Origin of the sequence: Shimia gijangensis (assembly GCF_900142085.1) — a bacterium.
Lineage (GTDB): Bacteria > Pseudomonadota > Alphaproteobacteria > Rhodobacterales > Rhodobacteraceae > Shimia > Shimia gijangensis.
In genome coordinates, this window is sequence record NZ_FQZQ01000006.1 from 99,813 (window position 1) to 117,462 (window position 17,650).

At 54.9% G+C, this 17,650-nt stretch carries 16 protein-coding genes; 7 read left to right on the top strand and 9 right to left on the bottom strand.

Going from position 1 to position 17,650, the window contains the following annotated elements:
- Window positions 1-255: 255 nt before the first annotated feature.
- Both BUC32_RS07160 and trkA read right to left on the bottom strand, forming a co-directional pair.
- On the bottom strand, window positions 256-1,770 hold the full coding sequence (locus BUC32_RS07160) for a potassium transporter TrkG (protein WP_073251095.1): 1,515 nt from the start codon (window positions 1,768-1,770) through the stop codon (window positions 256-258).
- 3 nt (window positions 1,771-1,773) lie between these two features.
- Entirely contained in the window at window positions 1,774-3,150 is a 1,377-nt protein-coding gene (gene trkA / locus BUC32_RS07165) for a Trk system potassium transporter TrkA (protein ID WP_073251097.1), read from the bottom strand.
- 120 nt (window positions 3,151-3,270) lie between these two features.
- Here trkA and BUC32_RS07170 point away from each other — a divergent pair, with 120 nt between their 5' ends.
- Together BUC32_RS07170 and BUC32_RS07175 are read left to right on the top strand one after the other, a co-directional pair.
- The gene (locus BUC32_RS07170; protein ID WP_073251099.1) at window positions 3,271-3,741 is read left to right on the top strand and encodes a hypothetical protein; all 471 of its coding nucleotides are present in this window, start codon (window positions 3,271-3,273) and stop codon (window positions 3,739-3,741) included.
- A gap of 24 nt (window positions 3,742-3,765) precedes the next feature.
- Window positions 3,766-4,203, top strand: a complete 438-nt coding sequence (locus BUC32_RS07175) for a hypothetical protein (protein WP_139280671.1) — start codon at window positions 3,766-3,768, stop codon at window positions 4,201-4,203.
- Window positions 4,204-4,208: 5 nt separating this feature from the next.
- Here the strand turns inward: BUC32_RS07175 and ntrX are convergent, their stop codons facing one another.
- The 5 genes from ntrX to dusB all read right to left on the bottom strand — a co-directional run bounded on the left by ntrX (window position 4,209) and on the right by dusB (window position 11,437).
- Window positions 4,209-5,624 (bottom strand): nitrogen assimilation response regulator NtrX, encoded by a 1,416-nt coding sequence (ntrX, locus tag BUC32_RS07180; protein WP_073251103.1) that lies wholly within the window; start codon window positions 5,622-5,624, stop codon window positions 4,209-4,211.
- A 12-nt stretch (window positions 5,625-5,636) separates the two neighbouring features.
- Window positions 5,637-7,877, bottom strand: a complete 2,241-nt coding sequence (locus tag BUC32_RS07185) for a sensor histidine kinase NtrY-like (RefSeq protein WP_407695246.1) — start codon at window positions 7,875-7,877, stop codon at window positions 5,637-5,639.
- Window positions 7,878-7,989: 112 nt separating this feature from the next.
- A complete protein-coding gene (locus BUC32_RS07190; protein WP_073251107.1) occupies window positions 7,990-9,354 on the bottom strand; it encodes a response regulator in 1,365 nt (454 codons plus the stop codon).
- Window positions 9,354-10,439: a two-component system sensor histidine kinase NtrB gene (locus tag BUC32_RS07195; protein ID WP_073251108.1), complete on the bottom strand. Its 1,086-nt coding sequence runs from the start codon at window positions 10,437-10,439 to the stop codon at window positions 9,354-9,356. Before BUC32_RS07195 ends, BUC32_RS07190 begins: the two co-directional genes overlap by 1 nt.
- Window positions 10,436-11,437 (bottom strand): tRNA dihydrouridine synthase DusB, encoded by a 1,002-nt coding sequence (dusB, locus tag BUC32_RS07200; RefSeq protein WP_073251249.1) that lies wholly within the window; start codon window positions 11,435-11,437, stop codon window positions 10,436-10,438. The genes BUC32_RS07195 and dusB overlap by 4 nt, the downstream gene beginning before the upstream one ends.
- A gap of 167 nt (window positions 11,438-11,604) precedes the next feature.
- Between dusB and BUC32_RS07205 the strand changes: the two genes are divergently transcribed.
- The 4 genes from BUC32_RS07205 to BUC32_RS07220 all read left to right on the top strand — a co-directional run bounded on the left by BUC32_RS07205 (window position 11,605) and on the right by BUC32_RS07220 (window position 15,077).
- Entirely contained in the window at window positions 11,605-12,747 is a 1,143-nt protein-coding gene (locus BUC32_RS07205) for a bifunctional 2-C-methyl-D-erythritol 4-phosphate cytidylyltransferase/2-C-methyl-D-erythritol 2,4-cyclodiphosphate synthase (RefSeq protein WP_073251110.1), read from the top strand.
- Entirely contained in the window at window positions 12,744-13,235 is a 492-nt protein-coding gene (locus BUC32_RS07210) for a phosphatidylglycerophosphatase A family protein (RefSeq protein ID WP_073251112.1), read from the top strand. The genes BUC32_RS07205 and BUC32_RS07210 overlap by 4 nt, the downstream gene beginning before the upstream one ends.
- Complete coding sequence (locus tag BUC32_RS07215) at window positions 13,232-13,705, top strand: CinA family protein (RefSeq protein WP_073251114.1); 474 nt, start codon at window positions 13,232-13,234, stop codon at window positions 13,703-13,705. Before BUC32_RS07210 ends, BUC32_RS07215 begins: the two co-directional genes overlap by 4 nt.
- Before the next feature lie 172 nt (window positions 13,706-13,877).
- On the top strand, window positions 13,878-15,077 hold the full coding sequence (locus BUC32_RS07220; protein WP_073251251.1) for an ammonium transporter: 1,200 nt from the start codon (window positions 13,878-13,880) through the stop codon (window positions 15,075-15,077).
- 118 nt (window positions 15,078-15,195) lie between these two features.
- On the opposite strand, the gene BUC32_RS07225 is transcribed toward BUC32_RS07220, so the two are convergent.
- Together BUC32_RS07225 and BUC32_RS07230 are read right to left on the bottom strand one after the other, a co-directional pair.
- Window positions 15,196-16,494, bottom strand: coding sequence for an MmgE/PrpD family protein (locus BUC32_RS07225; protein ID WP_073251253.1), 1,299 nt, complete (start codon window positions 16,492-16,494; stop codon window positions 15,196-15,198).
- A gap of 33 nt (window positions 16,495-16,527) precedes the next feature.
- Complete coding sequence (locus tag BUC32_RS07230; RefSeq protein WP_073251116.1) at window positions 16,528-16,977, bottom strand: type II toxin-antitoxin system RatA family toxin; 450 nt, start codon at window positions 16,975-16,977, stop codon at window positions 16,528-16,530.
- Window positions 16,978-17,044: 67 nt separating this feature from the next.
- On the opposite strand from BUC32_RS07230, the gene hpt reads away from it, so the two are divergent.
- Window positions 17,045-17,584, top strand: coding sequence for a hypoxanthine phosphoribosyltransferase (gene hpt, locus BUC32_RS07235; RefSeq protein ID WP_073251255.1), 540 nt, complete (start codon window positions 17,045-17,047; stop codon window positions 17,582-17,584).
- The last annotated feature ends 66 nt before the right edge of the window (window positions 17,585-17,650 follow it).

The window sequence follows — 17,650 nt, forward strand, 5'->3', positions numbered from 1 at the left end:
TGTTGGGTGCCACGGGTGCAATTGAAGTAGAGCGAGTATGTAGCGCGCTTGGACGAGTTTCCAGCCCTAAAAGCAACATTCCTTGTTGGATGGGTCCGGAAACGCAACAATTGTGCCCCAGCCGACACCATCATCTTCTCTAGTTCAAGCTGAACTGGCGTTTTGTGAGACGAAAACAAACCTCAGATGATGGGTTTCCAACATCTCACGCCGATCACTCGCCTTACTTTTGATCTTTGGACATTTTGACAATATTTACTTGTGCCACAACTCACGAGACAATAGCGCGATAATAGCTAACGTCTCGAGCCGCCCAAGGGCCATGGCAGCGCACATCACTAGCTTTACTGAGTTGGTTTGAGACACCAAGTCGATCGGCGCCTCTGCGGCAACGTTGACCAACGGACCAGTGGTGGTCAGGCTGGCAACTGCCATAATCAGCGCGTCCTGAAATCCCGCACCGAGCCCGGCCAAGGCCACTGTGATCAGCGCCAGGGACATCGCAAACAGCATAAAAAATACCCAAGCAATCTCGGCCCCCTTACGGCGCACCCGGGTTTCAGAAGACCGGCCCACCACAATGGACGGGTGCACCAGTTTTTGCATTTCGCCATAACCCTGCAAATACAGCACATAAACCCGTAACAGTTTGACCCCGCCAGCCGTTGTCGCAACACCACCGCCCACAATGGCCAATCCCATCAAGAGCAAACCCGGCGTGCTCAATCCCGACCAGTCTTGAGAGGTTTGCCATTCCACGCTCTCAAATCCGGTCGTGGTTAAAAAACTCAGCACAGTAAACGTCGATCCCCAGGCTGCTCTTACCGCAGCGGTCGCGTTTCGCAACTCATTCACTTCGTAGGCGCCCAGCCAGTGGCGTAAGAATAAAAAGGCTGGCACCACGACCACAATCAAAAGGCCCAATCGAAATTCATAATCTTGCAAAACATTGTCACGTCGAACCGCGCCAGTGTCCGAAGAAAAAGTGGTGCGTGACAGAGCAAAAAGCATAAACAGAAACAGGACAATCTCGCCACCAATACCAGCTTTGGCATTGGCCACTCCGCCCACGGACGAAATGCCGCTAGTGGCCATAACCGACATGGCATGCACCAATCCGGTGATACCTTTTTCCCCAAGAATCAAAAGCATGACCCAAACAACCAAAGTCAGTCCCGAATAAATTGGGATTAACGTGATCGCGCCTCGGTGCCAGCGCTTCATCGGATGCGCAGACCCCACGTGATCCTGTCCACCTTCTGCAATTCCGGGGTCTGAACGTGTCGTGACTTCAAACCCTCCAAGGCTAAGCGGAGCAAAGACAGCTGCGGCCGCAATCCACATCAACAAGCCGCCGAGCCAGCCCACTAATCCTCGCCAAAGATGAAGCGATGGCGACAACCGACCCGGTACATCAAACAGAGTGGCACCGGTTGTGGTGAAGGATGAAACCATTTCAAAATAGGCGTTCAAATAGCTGGTGGTGGCGAGCCCCCACCAAAAGGGCAGTGCCAAAACAATCGGGAGTACTGTGAAACCCAAAAACAGGGCCATCAACATATCTACTGTACGCGGCGGCCTGCCAGTATCACTCATCGCCAGAGCAATCAGTCCAAAGACAAAAAGTACCAGAATGGCGCTGTAAAAGAAGCTACGCGCCTCGTGTAAGTCATGCAGCGCCCCAGCATAAAGGGCCGGCACCAGCATGGCCACGCCGGATATCCCAACAAACAGCAGGAACAAGGGCAATCGGGACAGGCGCGCAATCATGGATCAGAAAAAGTCGATCGACACCTGGAACAGGCGTTCGACTTCGGGCACATCTTCGGCCAGTGAGAAAAGAGCAATCACATCGCCTTCTTCGATTCGTGTACCGCCTTTGGGTTTGATGATTTCATTGCCTTTCATGATCGCGCCAATCAACACGCCTTCCGGAAAATCGATGTCGCGCACTTGCTGACCCGCAATTGGCGAGGTCGACAATACCTCGGCCTCAATAATCTCGGCCTCGGCGTCGCCCAATGAATACACATCGCGCACCCGGCCATGACGGATGTGGCGCAAAATCGAACTCACCGTGGTGGCGCGTGGGTTGATATATGCGTCAATGCCAAGGGGCCCCATCAAAGGAACAAGCGTCGGATCATTGATCAGGGCCACCGCCATCGGAACCCCGCGAGACTTGGCGCGAACAGCAGACAAAAGATTCACCTTGTCGTCATCGGTCAAAGCCAGCACTGCGTCTGTGCGATCTATGCCTGCCTCATTAAGCATGACAGCGTCCAAACCATCACCATGCAGAACAATCGTACGCTCCAAGGCTTCAGCAGCGCGTTCGGCCACTTTGCGGCTACGCTCAATCACTTTGGTGCGTACACGCTGCGCTCCGGATTCGAGCTTTTGGGCCACCATCAGCCCGACATTTCCGCCGCCGATCAAAACCACACGTTCTTGCTTTTTATTTGCCTTGCCAAAGACTTCCATGGTTCTGCTGATGTCTTCCCGGAACGTAAACACATAGATGTCATCACCGACGAACAGCTGATCTCCGGGCTCTGGTGCAAACAGCGAACCTTCACGACGTACCCCGACAACCACAGCCCGCAACGTCGAAAACAGATCGGTCAGCTGGCGCAAAGGCGTGTTCACCACCGGGCATTCCTCATCCACAGTAAGACCCAGCATCTGAACACGGCCATCCAGAAAGGTTTCAGTGTCAAAAGCCGAAGGTGCAGACAGACGTTTCAACGCGGCCTCGGCCACTTCCTGTTCCGGGCTGATCACAACATCAATTGGCATGTGATCACGACGATAAAGATCAGAATAGATTGCTTCGAGATAAGATTGGCTGCGCAGACGAGCGATTTTCCTTGGGATGGCAAAAACGGAATGCGCCACCTGACAGGTCACCATGTTGACCTCATCCGAGTGGGTGGCAGCAATAATCATATCCGCATCCCGCGCCCCTGCCCGATCCAGAACGTCTGGATAGCTGGCAAAACCTGAAATACCCTGAACATCCAGCGTATCGGTTGCCCGACGTACTAGGTCAGGGTTGTTGTCGACCACCGTGACGTCGTTTTTTTCGCCTGACAGATGACGCGCGATCTGCCATCCAACCTGACCGGCCCCACAGATAATGACCTTCATGACCTACCTCTCCGGGTTTGGTCTCAAGGCATGACAGAATGGCTTCGTGAGGTCAAATACAACCATTGACCTTGACCCATGTGTTGCGGTTTGATCCCTGTGTCAGAGGAGTTAGGGTCAATGGGTAATAAACTGCGTGTCTTTGGTGCTCTAACGATGGTCGGGGTGTTGGCAGCAGGGTGCGCATCCACCAGCTATCAGGCCTATGTCAAACCCGGCACCGGAGTGGACCGTGTCAATCGGGATCGCGCAGAATGTGATGTCGAAGCAAACCGTCTGTTTCCGTCTGCAAACTTCCCGCAAACATACCCCTACGGAACTGTTGGCTACTATGGCGGCGGCTGGGGCGGCGGCATTGGCGTGATCCATTCCACGGACGTAAACGCAGGCATGCGCAACCAGCACCGCAATCAATGTATGCGCTTAAGAGGCTATGAACCCTACGTTTTCCCCAACTGCACCACCGAACAGTTGGCTGGCCGGTCTTATGCGCCGCTGACGCGCTCTCCGTCTCCGTCACCAAATATCTGCGCGGTTACTCTTGAGGGCGGAGAGCGCGCATTGGTTGACCTTTCCAAGCCGCAACAATAGCCACAACTACTGCACGAGGACGCCATGAAACGCCTTACACTCTCGATCGCAGCGCTGGCAGGATTAGCCGGATGTCTTGAATACACACCGATGTACAAAGTTGGGGCCACAACCCACGAGGCCAATGTCACTCGGGCGCAATGCAATACATTTGCCGCCAATACAGTACCTCCAATGATCATTCAGGATTGGGTGCCAATCTATGGCGCCAATGGCCGGATCGTGGGGCACCGCGTCGAGTACTACGACGCCAATGAAGGGCGGCGCCACTCAACCGTGCAAAAATGCCAGGAAGAGCAAGGCTATGAGCGAGTTTCGATTCCCTATTGCAGCGAAGATCAACTTGCGGGGCGCAGCTATCGCCCGCTTACCACGTCTCCGCCGCTGACCGGATCGATCTGTGCGGTTAAACAACCTGACGGTGGTCGGGTTCTGATCGATTTGAGCAAGCCCGCCGGTTAGGCGACTTATTCCGAATCCTCCTCTTCACCGGGTTCAACATGGGCCACTCGCGCGCCGGATTTGTTGGATGTCACCACGCCCAAAGACTTGAGCTTGCGGTGCAACGCGCTGCGTTCCATCCCCACGAAATTGGCCGTGCGGCTGATGTTGCCGCCAAACCGGTTGATCTGTGTCAGCAGGTATTCGCGTTCAAAGGCTTCGCGTGCTTCGCGCAATGGCAAAGTTGCGAGCGCGCCAGACAGGACCACCCGCCCCTCTTCTTCTACGCCGCCACTTTCGCCCGGAAGCTCTTTGGATTCGATCGGCCCGGTGCCATCCCCAAGGATCAGCACGCGTTCAATCAGGTTTTTCAACTGACGCACGTTGCCCGGCCACAGCATTGTCTGCATCAGCGCGACGGCCTCATCCGAAAGTGCGCGTTTCGGCAATCCCTGAGACTGATTGAATTCTTCGATAAAATGCGAGGCCAGCAGGGGAATATCTTCGCGCCGTTCTTCCAAAGCAGGAACCGAAATCGGAACAACGTTCAAACGGTGATACAGTTCCTGACGAAAGCGCTCTTCGGCAATCTCAACTTCCAGATCCCGATTGGTCGAAGAAATCACCCGCAAATCCACGCGGATCTTGTCATTGCCTCCGACACGCTGAAATTGCTGATCCACCAAAACACGCAGGATTTTTGACTGAGTTGCCATCGGCATGTCTGCAACTTCATCAAAATACACCACGCCGCCGCTGGCTTGCTCCAACAATCCAGGTTCAATGCCTCGCTCGGGCGTCTCGCGTCCAAACAGCATTTCTTCTACGCGATCTGGCTCCATACCGGCACAGTTGACCGTGACAAACGGCGCAGAGGCACGGTTTGAATTGGTATGAACAAAGCGTGCGGCCACTTCTTTGCCAACGCCTGCGGGGCCGGTCAGCATCACCCGACCGTTGGATTTTGTCACCTTATCCAGCTGACTGATCAGGGTGCGGAAGGCCGCACTTTCCCCGATCATTTCTGCCGGACGGGTATCCTGACGTTTAAGCTCCAGGTTCTCGCGCCGCAAACGCGAGGTCTCCATGGCGCGTCGAATAACCACCAGCAACTGGTCGATGTTAAATGGCTTTTCGATAAAGTCGTACGCACCCTGCTTGATCGCAGCGACCGCAATTTCGATATTGCCATGTCCGGAAATGATCACCACCGGCACATCGGGATAATCTCGTTTGACGACCTTCAGGATGTCGATGCCATCCATGTTGCTGTCTTTCAGCCAGATATCCAAGATCAACAATGCAGGTTGATCAGAGGAAACCTCTTCCATGGCCTGATCGGAATTTCCGGCCAATCTCGTAGTATAACCTTCGTCCTCAAGAATATCGGAAATCAACTCGCGAATATCGCGCTCGTCGTCAACAATCAGAATATCGCTCATGTACTCACCTCATCACATCTGCTCAGCCGAGCTGTTGTTTTGTTCAACAGTTAACGGCAATCGAATGACAGCCATCGCACCCGCATGTGTGTTGCCTTTGAACACGGGCGCGTCTTCCAGAACAAGGCTGCCGCCATGCTCTTCAATTATTTTCTTCACAATCGGCAGGCCCAGACCTGTGCCCTTTTCACGCGTGGTGACGTAGGGCTCAAACAACCGCGCACGATCTTGTGGCAGGCCAATACCATTGTCAGCGATGCGGATTTCAACCCGATCGCCATCGCGGCGGCAGGACACGTTGATTTCAGGATGGAACACGTCGTCTGTGCCTTTTTCCTCAAGGCTTTCAATGGCCTCGCCTGCGTTTTTAATAAGGTTAGTCAGGGCCTGCGAAATCATGGTTTCATCAAGATCACCTATTAATGCCTCATCCGTGATGGCGCGCACAAAGCGCACATTTGGCTGTCCCGCCTCTTGCAGAAGGACACAGCCATTCAGTGTCTGAACCACATCAATCTTGCGCCGATCTGGCTCGGGCATTCGGGCGAATTTTGAAAACTCATCCACAATGCGTCGCAGATCATTGGTCTGGCGCACGATCACGTCGGTCATCTGCTCAAGTTTTTCACTGTCTTCGCCCACCTGTGACACGAACTTGCGCTTGATCCGCTCAGCCGACAGCTGGATCGGCGTCAGCGGGTTCTTGATCTCATGGGCAATGCGCCGTGCGACATCCCCCCAAGCCGCCATTCGTTGCGCGGTCACAAGGTCGGTCACATCGTCAAACGCGACAACAAACCCTTCTAACCGCCCATCCTCGTTACGCCGTGTCGACATGCGCACCAACAGGTTCTCAAGACGACCCGCACGAGACACTTTGATCTCATCTTGCACAACTTCCTGCATGCCCTTGGCCAGCTCTTCATATGTTGGCCCAAACTCTGGAATTGCGACCGCAATGAACATGTCTTCGTGGGTGTCAGTCCAGTCCAGTAAACGCTCAGCAGACCGGTTCACGAAAGTGACCCGCCCCGTGGCATCCAGCCCAACAACGCCGGATGTGACTGAACTCAGAACAGAGTCAAACAAGCGGCGGCGCCGCTCGATCTGACCAGTATTGTCCAATAGCGTGTCGCGCTGCACCTTCAGTTGACGGGTCATTTGATTAAAGTACCGCCCCATCATGGCGATCTCGTCGTCACCCTCTTCCTCAATAACTTGGACATCCAGATCGCCAGTTCCCACACGCTGTGCTGCACCGGCCAACCGTCCGATGGGGCGCGCCAGACGTTCGGCGAACCATAATCCCATCCAGATCGCCGCTAGGATCAGGATCACGGCAAAACCAAGGTAAATAAGGCTGAATTCAAACAAAACACGCCCGCGTTCGCTCTCTAACTGGCGGTAAAGTTTGGCCGTTTCCCGGGTTTCGTCCAGCAGGCTGAATATACTTCCGTCAATCTCGCGGCTGATGAACAGATATCGGTCCACAAAAGCCTCAAGCCGCACCAAAGCCCGCAATTCATTGGTTCGCCAATCGCGAATGATATGGCTGCCTTCAGATTGCGCCAATGAGATTTCTTCGCTGGTGGGCTGTTCGTAATCGAACAGATACGACCCTTCCCCCCGCGCCCGGATTTCTCCCGTGCCATCGATGACAAAGGCCTCTTTTAACCCGCGTTGAATCTGCCCTTGCCCATTGGCCAGCAACACCCTCAGGTTGCCGGAATCCAGAAAGAATGTGGCGCGGCGATTGGCGTTCAAATACTCAGCCAAAGCACCCGCATCAGTTTCAAGATCCCGCACATGTTCTTCTTCGTAAGCCTGCGCGGCAGAAACCGAATTGCCCACCACTCGGCTGACCCGTTCCGAGAACCAACCCTCAAGCCCGATGTTGACGGTCAGACCCGCAAAAATTGCGACCGAGATAGTTGGCACCAAAGCCAACAGCGCAAAAGCACCCGTCAGGCGCATATGCAGCCGTGATCCGGCTGATTGCGCACGACGCGACGCAATAATGCGCGCCACCCTTTGCATGACTAAAGCAGCCACCGCGAGGACGTAAACCAAATCCAGAAGCAGAACCAATCGCAAAGAGCCTGATGAGGCCCCTTGGTTCATCGGCCCCATCACTAGAAACGTGGCCATAGCCAAAACTGGCCCAAGCAGCACCAATCCCCAGGTGGCGAAATTCCGCACACGCCGCTGACGGCGCAGGCGCCGCAACTTGGTCCAATGACTGGTTCTTGCCAGGGTGCTCACCCGACATCCTCAATGTTTTCGCGCCGTGATTGTGACGCACCGCCTAATTTATTGGGCCTAACTGCACACACTGCGGCAGATCGGCCACTCTATTGTGGCCTTTTTACATCAATTTACGCCTGCGTGTCACGTGAATATCAAGATCGCCGATCTTCTTACGCAACGTATTTCGATTGATCCCCAAAAGGTCGGCACATTTAGCCTGATTGCCGCCCGTTGCATCCAAAGCAATCTCAATCATCGGCACCTCGATCTCACGCAGAATGCGCTGATACAGCCCGACTGGCGGCAGGATGTTCCCGTGCAAATCGAAATAACGGCGCAGATGTCGGGCGACCGAAGCAGACAGCCTTTCGGTGTCCCCTTCGCCCAAAAGCGGGCTGGCTTGGGGCTGCGCGCCCAATACGGCCTCGGTTTCCGGCAAGGTGATCTCATCAGTGCGCGCTGTTAGTACCAACCGTTTAATCGCATTTTCCAACTGCCGCACATTTCCGGGCCAACTATAGGCCCGAAACAAATCCATTGCGGCCTCGGAAAACCGGCGCATCGGTGCGCCATCACGCTCAGACCGGATCAGAAAATGTTCGATCAGTAGCGGGATATCGTCCACACGCTCGCGCAAGGACGGCACATGAATGGTTGCGCCGGTCAACCTGTAATAAAGGTCCTGACGCACCTCTCCTTTTTCCATCGCCTTGCCAAGATGTCCCTGCGAGGTCGCCATAAAACGTGGGCTGTGGTCGCCGGGATTGTCGATCATCCGTACGATACGGGCCTGAGCCTCATCATCAAGGTCGCTGATTTCGTCAAACAGGATTGTGCCGCCCTTGGCTTTGGCCAATACGCGGGCCGGGCCTTCGATGTCCAAAAGATCAGAAATCGTGGCCACAACAAACGGTAGGTTTCGGCGATCGGAAAAGTCATGTATTTCACGTGAAATCAAAGATTTACCCGTGCCGCTTTCCCCAGAAATCAACACCGGTAGTTCCGTATTCATCACCCTAGCAACCAAACGATAGACTGATTGCATCACCGGCGTGCGCCCCACCAACGGCAGCTCATCCGGTCGCTCAATTGCTCCAGTTTGGGAACTTGGCGAGCGCCGCTTAATTTCCAACGCTTTACCAGTGCGCTTCATCAGGTCCGGCAGATCAAAAGGCTTTGGCAAATAGTCATAGGCTTCAGCTTCGGCAGCTTTAATCGCGGTCATGATGGTGTTTTGTGCGGAAATGACGATCACCGGCAGGCCGGGGCGATCCTCGGAAATCTTTGGCAACATTTCGAGCCCGTTGCCGTCTGGCATCATCACATCCGTGATCACCACATCGCCTTTGCCCTCCTGAACCCAGCGCATCAGCGTGGTCAACGACGACGTTGCATGCACTTTACAGCCAGCGCGGGTCAGCGCCTGGGTTAAGACCGTGCGAATTGTGCGATCGTCGTCAGCAACAAGAACTGTTCCGTCCATCAGTTGATCTCCTTGAACGTGGCTTCTTCCTCTTTGGGAAGGCGGGAGAGGGAAATCCGGAACACCGTGTGCCCGGGAACGCTGTCGACAGTGATCAAACCGTCATGGTCCGAAATAATTTTACTGACCAAAGCCAGCCCCAGACCGGTGCCGTTTTCACGTCCGGAAACAAAAGGATCGAACACGTCACCTTTGATATCCTGAGGAAGACCGGGCCCATCGTCCACGACCTCAATCTGCAACGGCAACGGCTGGCCCGATCCATCCGAACGGCGCATTCGGAACGAATGATCATAATAAGTTCTCAGGCGAATAATGCCTTTTTTATCAGAAGCTTCCGAAGCATTCTTCAATAGGTTCAGCACCACTTGAAGCAATTGATCTGCATCTCCTTGTGCCAGAGGTAGCGAGGGGTCGTACTCTTCCAGAATGGTCATATGTGCACCAAAGCCCACTGTCGCAGAGCGCCGTGCACGGTCCAGAACATCGTGCAGATTAACCCCCGCTTTTTGGGGCGGTGAGAGATTCCCAAATTGCTCAACCTGTTCCAGCAATTTTACGATGCGTCGGCTTTCTTCGACAATCAAATCTGTCAACTCAAGGTCTTGTGGTGCAAGGTTCATCGACAGCAATTGCGCCGCGCCGGTGATCCCAGCCAGCGGGTTCTTAATCTCATGCGCAAGCATTTCAGCCATGCCAATGGCGGATTTAGCAGCGGATTTAACCCCTTGTGATCGGGTCATCCTACCAGCCAGTTCCCGAGAAGTGATCAGTACCAACATGTCTCCGGACGTACCGGACACAGGTGCGATTTGTAAGTTACCTTGGATCGGCGGCCCTTCGCCCGTACCGATGCCGGCGTCGTTAACGAACAATGGCGTGCCATTTTGGCGTGCACGCACCAGAGCCTCTTCTAGAGGCGCATCCACCGAAATTCTGTCCCAGACAGGCACTCCGCGCGCAGATTTGGCGGAAGTATTGAGAAAACTCTCAGCCGCCGGATTGATGTCTTGAATGAGGTCATTTTCATTCACCATTAACGCCGGAACAGGCAATGAATTCCAGATTGCAATCATATCCATCATGCCACATCCTTTGTGACCGGGTCCTGCCCCAAAGCCTCGGGCAGCAGCCCTAAAACCTGCCTTGGATCACGGCTGGTCTGGATTGCGCGACGTAGATCCTTGGGCGTTTTGACGTCATCCATGTACCACCCCAAATGTTTGCGAGCGACGCGGGCCCCAAGATCAACACCATAGAAGTCTAACATCGCCTCATAGTGCCCGCACACCATGCATACGAGTTCATTTTTTCGTGGTATTTCAGGGCTTTGATATCCAAACATACTGTTGGCGATTTGCGCCAAAATCCAAGGTCTACCTTGCGCACCGCGCCCCACCATAACGCCATCAGCGCCAGATTGATCCAACGCGGCCCGTGCGCTGTCCACACCCAGAATGTCCCCGTTGGCAATCACCGGAACCGAAACTGCGTTTTTCACTTCGCCAATCGCGCGCCAATCCGCAGAGCCTTTGTAAAACTGACATCTTGTGCGCCCATGAATGGTAATCATCTGAACACCGGCGGCTTCGGCACGCCGCGCCAGCTCGGCGGCGTTCAGTGTGTGATCGTCCCACCCCAACCGGGTTTTCAGGGTCACAGGTATTTTGACTGTCCGGACGACCGCTTCGATTAACTCAAGTGCGTGATCCAAATCCTTCATCAAGGCCGAGCCCGAGGCACCAGCCCCCGACGCCGAGGTCACCTTTTTGGCAGGGCATCCCATGTTGATGTCAATTATCGCAGCCCCATTGGCCTCAACCTGACGTGCGGCTTCGCCCATCCAATAAGCGTCACGACCCGCGATCTGTACCGCAGTGTTGGCCTTGCCAAATCCCAGCTCGGCCTTTTCACGCACGCCGGGTTTGGCTTGCACCATTTCCTGACTGGCAACCATTTCCGATACAACCAACCCGGCCCCAAAGCTGGACACCAGATTGCGAAATGGCAGATCAGTGATTCCAGCCAATGGGGCCAGAAAGACCGGAGGGTCGAGATTGAGATGTGCAACACTGATGGACACTGATGAATCCTTGGAGGGTTCTTGCGCTTGCCCTGTGCTAGACGGTTTTGAGCAAGCACTCAATGAAATGGCGTCCATTTTTACAGCAAAAAAATGCAAATGCCTAAAATTTAGGCAAGCTCAAAGGGTCGATTGCCACCTTCGCCCGCAAGTTCTAGACAGGCCCCATGAAAACTCCCGCACCAAAAATTGCCGCCATCTTGGTTGCCGCAGGCCGAGGCACCCGCGCTGGCGGAGGACTGCCGAAGCAATGGCGCACGCTGGCTGGCAGGCGTGTGGCAGACTGGACCGTGGCTGCATTTTCTGCCCACACTGACATTTCGGAAATTGTCGCGGTAACGCACTCCGATGATGATGCCGAGGCCACAAATCTGGATGTGCCCTTTGTACACGGGGGCGCCACAAGGGACGCGTCAGTTCGGGCGGGACTTGAGGCGCTCACTGGGCGCGGTATCACGCATGTGCTGATCCACGATGTCGCCCGCGCCGGAGTTTCCGAACGCATCATTTCTGACGTCATTGACGCGCTGGGCACGGCGGAAGGCGCAGCACCAGCACTTGCGGTAACAGACGCCCTTTGGCGCGGCTCAGACGGCGCGGTGGACGGCACGCAGGATCGCGCAGGACTTTGGCGGGCGCAAACGCCACAGGGGTTTCATTATGACGCAATACTGGCCGCCCATCGCAGCTATGCAGGCAGCGCGGCGGACGATGTCGAAGTGGCTCGCGCCGCGGGACTAAAAGTGGTCATTGTTAACGGCGACGAAGCCAATTTGAAAATCACCACCCCAGAAGATTTCGCGCGGGTGGAAAAAATACTGAGAGGCACCATGGATATCAGGTTGGGCAATGGGTTCGACGTTCACGCATTCACCGACGGCGACCATGTCACTTTGTGCGGTGTGGCTGTGCCCCACGACCGGGGGCTCAAAGGTCATTCAGACGCAGACGTTGGCATGCACGCGGTAACCGATGCAATTTACGGCGCGCTGGCCGAAGGCGACATTGGTCGCCATTTCCCGCCGTCGGATATGCAATGGAAAGGGGCTGACAGCGCAATCTTCCTGAAACATGCCGTGGCGCTAGCAACCAGCAAGGGTTACGCGATCTCAAACATCGACTGCACCCTGATTTGCGAGCGTCCCAAAGTAGGCCCGCATGCCGCGGCCATGATGACCCGTATGGGCGAAATCATGGGCCTGAGGCCGGATCAGGTTTCGGTTAAAGCAACAACAAGCGAACGGCTCGGCTTTACCGGTCGAGAAGAAGGGATTGCGGCGATTGCGACCGCAACATTGGTGAAAACATGAGCAAAATGATCGCAACTGTCTTTGGCGTTGGTCACATCCGCCCGGCCCCCGGCACATGGGGGTCTGCTGTAGGGGTATTGGCAGCGCTGGTCCTGCAATATCTGGGCGGCTTTCCCGTCTTGCTGGTGGCAACGGTGCTGGTGTTTTTCATTGGTTGGTGGGCAACGGCCGAGGCCACACGTGGCGCCGACGATCATGACCCCAGCGAAATTGTGATTGATGAGGTCGCGGGCCAGTGGATCGCCTTGTTACTGGTCAGCTACGGTGCATGGCATGCGGGCGTCGATCCGTTGAAGATGTACCCGGGCTGGATCGCCGGTTTTCTGTTGTTTCGCCTGTTTGATATCACCAAACCCAGCATCATCGGCTGGGCCGACCGGCGCGGAGATGCATTGGGTGTGATGCTGGATGATGTGTTTGCAGGCATCTTTGCCGCAATTTGCACAGGTATTCTGGCGGGCCTTTGGCATGGGGTCTTTGGCGTATGAGCCTTGCCATCGATGTTCTGAATGCTTGCAAAGCCAAAGGGTTGAAAGTGGCCACTGCAGAAAGCTGCACGGGCGGCATGGTCGCCGCGGCGCTGACCGACATTGCTGGGTCGTCGGCCGTGATTGAACGGGGTTTTGTCACCTACACCAACACCGCAAAGACCGAAATGTTGGGTGTGCGCGAGGCCACAATAGAAGCAGTTGGCGCTGTCTCCGAAGAGGTGGCGCGCGAAATGGCGCTGGGTGCATTGGTCAACAGCGACGCCGAGATTGCTGCGTCTATTACCGGAATCGCGGGCCCGGGTGGGTCAGAGTTCAAACCAGAAGGCCGCGTGTGTTTTGGTATCGCAACGCGCGCGGGCTGTGACACGGAAACGATCGAGTTTGGTGCGCTGGGTCGTGCCGCTGTTCGCGAGGCAGCGCGGGATCACGCGCTCAACCTTTTGTTAAAAGCTGCCCATGCGCATTAATTTGCACGCTGGTTGATAATTGGGCGCGCTGGCGACTTTGGCGCCTGTTTTTTAATCACCTCAAAAAATGCCCATGTTTAAGGCATGTATTCCCGGCTTTTGATTTTAATTTGCCCGTTCTTTGCGCTTTGTGATCGCCAACCGACCACAAACAAAAAGAAAGGAAGGGACAATGAATGGAGCGGACACCGCATGGATCATCGTGGCGACAGCCTTGGTCCTGTTCATGACACTCCCCGGCCTTGCACTGTTTTATGGCGGGCTTGTGCGCGCTCGCAACGTGCTAAGCGTCTTTATGCAATGCTATGCCATCGCCTGCTTGATGAGCATTCTCTGGCTGGCGTTTGGCTATACAATCGCCTTTGGCGACGGCAGCACGGGTTATTGGGGCGGCTTAGGTAAATCCTTTCTCAATGGCGTCACCGCAGACAGCCTTTCAGGTACCCTGCCCGAGGTTTTGTTTTTTGCCTTTCAAATGACCTTTGCCATCATCACGCCCGCGCTGATCGTGGGTGCTTATGTGGAACGCATCAGATTTGGTTTCGTAATGCTATTTTCCGGTCTCTGGATGTTGTTGTGCTACGCACCAGTGGTGCACTGGATCTGGGGTGGTGGTTTTCTGGCAGATGGCGGCATTTTTGGGGAAACCGGTGTCAAGGATTTTGCAGGCGGTATTGTGGTGCATGAAACTGCTGGTATTGCGGCCTTGGTCATCGCGGTTGTGCTTGGGCCCCGTCGCCATCGCACTACACCGCCACACGCACCTTGGATGGTAATGATTGGTGCTGCGATGCTTTGGGTGGGTTGGTTTGGCTTTAACGGCGGCTCTCAGCTTGCTGCTGATGGCGGAGCTGCCATGGCCTTGACCGTTACCCATATATCGGCCGCAACCGCGTCGCTCACCTGGGCTCTTTGGGAAAAGATCAAATACGGAAAAGCCTCGTTGGTGGGTCTGGTTACAGGCACGATTGCGGGGCTGGCTTCGATCACTCCGGCATCGGGTTTTGTTGGCCCAATTGAGGCACTGATCATCGGCGCCATCGCTGGGGTCCTGTGTCAGGAAGCGGTGAATGTGGTACGTAACACGTTCAAGATTGACGATACCCTGGATGTCTTCGCGGTCCACGGCGTCGGCGGCATCTTTGGCACTATCATGATCGCGGTCTTTGCCCTGTTTGGGTTTGATACCGGCGGAACATTTGTCGCGCAGTTTGGCGGGCTTCTGGTGGTGGGTGTCTTCACGCTGGTGGTGTCTTACATTTTGGTCAGGGTCGTCGCCATGTTCACGCCAATCCGGGTGGATGTGGAAACCGAAGTGAACGGTCTTGATCTTAGCGCCCATGGTGAACGCGCCTACGATATGAACTCATGAGGCTGCAAATTTAATGTGAAATTAGGGCGAGCCTTGGCGGGCTCGCTCTTTTTTGCATTGTGAAAAGTAGCCGGCAGAAAGCCTGCCTCCGGCGAAAGTTTTTGAGAAAAATTGAAATTCAGGATGCAATCGCGTGACCGAGCGATTGCGCCGAAACATCCGAGATGATCAGCGCCCAGAGGTCTTTTGTTCGATAGCCTCCAATCAATGCGCTGGCCTTAGTTTTCAAGCGCGCCTCACGGTCTTCCAGCGTCATTGGTGCGTTGAGATCGTGAGAGGCAGCAAGAATGGAACCGTCCAAAAGCGTGATCTTCACACGGGCTTCAGTTTCGCTTAAATCAGCGTTGGCGCATACTTGGACTTTACCCCGCAGAGCAACAATCTCAGGCTCTTTGCACAAGGCGTCTGAATAGCTTTCCAAAGCCGAAGTCGGATGCCCCAAAAGCGCCATGGCTGTCACCATGCGATAGGAGAACTTGGCACCCAACCCCGTTTCAGGGTTCAGCTGGTTGCAAACAGTAATCCATCTGGGATGTGTTTGAATTTCAACCTTTTCCACATCTCGGGCAGCAGGCCTGTTCATACCCGCCAACGCCTCGAGCGTGGCGTGAAGCCCGTGGCAACAGGCGTGAAACTTGTGGCTGATATCGTCGAACAGCCAAGTCTGCCCCAGACCTTCAAGGCCCCTAACCCGGTTTTGACCAGCATGAGTTGCTCCAAACCCCTGCGCGGCCTCAAGACCCAAGGGGTTAGAGACAAACCCACGCTCCACCAGAAGCGCTGCCTCAACTCCGTTCGAGGCGGCAAGACCGGCATTGTAAGGCTTTCCCATTGTGCCAAACTGAGACTTCAAACCAGAGGCACGCGTGGCCACCAGACCGAGTGTCATGGCCGTTTTCTGTGCGTCAAAACCCAACAGCTTTGCCACCGCCGCAGCGGCACCAAAGGCCCCTGCGGTACCGGTTTGGTGAAATCCAGTCTGATAATGATCTCTCCCCAGCCAGACACCAACCCGGATCGACGTCTCAATTCCGATCAGAGCCGCCATTTGCAGATCAGCCACGGTTAGGTGCCGCTGTTCCGCTACTGCCAGCGCGGCCGGGAAAACAGCAACGCTGGGGTGGCCGATATGGGCAAAATGGGTGTCGTCATAGTCCAACGCATGCGACGTGGTACCATTCACCAAGGCTGCTACCCGAGCTGGCAAAGATTGCGCGCAGCCAAAAACATGGGCCTCATCGATGCCCTCTTCAGACAGAGCCATCCCACGCGTAATCTCAGCCACTGGTTCGGGCGCCCCGGCAATGCCACAGGCTGCCCAGTCCAACATGGATAGTCTCAGCATTTGGCGGGTGGCATCGGGAATGTCATTCGCGTCGGTTTTTACGATGAATTCGGACAGGCTTTGGGTGATCATGGCAACCTCGGGTTTCAGGGCCACCTTAACGGTTCAGGCCGCGCCGTAAAGCTTGGCTGCACGAGTCTCAAAAGCGCGCACGATCCGGTGCATAGCTTCATCAAACACAAGGCCAATGGCTTTTTGCAGGATCACATTGCGGAACTCGAAATCCACAAAGAACGACACCTCACATCCTCCTTCGACATCCCTGAAATCCCAAGTAGATTTCAGGAACTTGAAAGGTCCGTCGAGGTATTCGGTATCCACTGACTTTCGGGCGTCATGCAAAACCACACGGCTGCCGAATTTTTCACGAAACACTTTGAACGAAATCACAAGATCCGCGAGCATCAATCGCGCGTCCCCTTCTGGTGTCTCGGAGCGAATGCGCGCGGCGGCACACCACGGCAGGAATTCTGGATAAGACGCCACATCCGCCACCAGATCATACATCTGTTGGGCGGTATACGGCAGGGTGCGGATTTCGGAATGAGTTGGCATGGCCTGATTTCACGTGGACAGTGGCCGCTCATTTCGTATGCTGAGCGCGGAAAATCAAGGGGGTGTTATGCCAGAGCGTCCATATGTCATCGATCAGATGATCTCAGCCAAGTCGATCGCGGCTCGTATTGAAGAACTGTGTGATGAAATTTCGAAAGAGTTTGAAGGTACAGATAAGCTGATTGTGGTCGGGCTGTTGCGCGGCTCATTTGTGTTTATCGCCGACCTTGTGCGCGAACTTGATCTGCCGGTTGAGGTGGATTTCCTTGAGGCTTCCTCTTATGGAAACTCCATGGAAAGCAGTAGAGAAGTGCGCATTCTCAAAGACTTACGAGGCGAAATTGAAGGACGTGATTTGCTCGTTGTCGAGGACATTGTCGACACCGGGCACACGCTCACCCATGTCATGCATCTGTTGGAATCGCGCAATCCGGCCCGTTTGAAAACCATTGCCTTGCTGGACAAGCCCTCGCGACGCGAAGCAGACATTAAGGCAGACTGGATCGGTTTTTCTATACCGGATGAATTTGTTGTCGGCTATGGCATCGATTTCGCCCAACGCAATCGCAACCTGCCCTTTATCGGCAAGGTGCGCTTCGAGGAATGAACCTGCGCCATTTACTAAGGATGGCCCATTGGGTCCATAACCCGCCCTCCAAACGGCGGGTTGTGC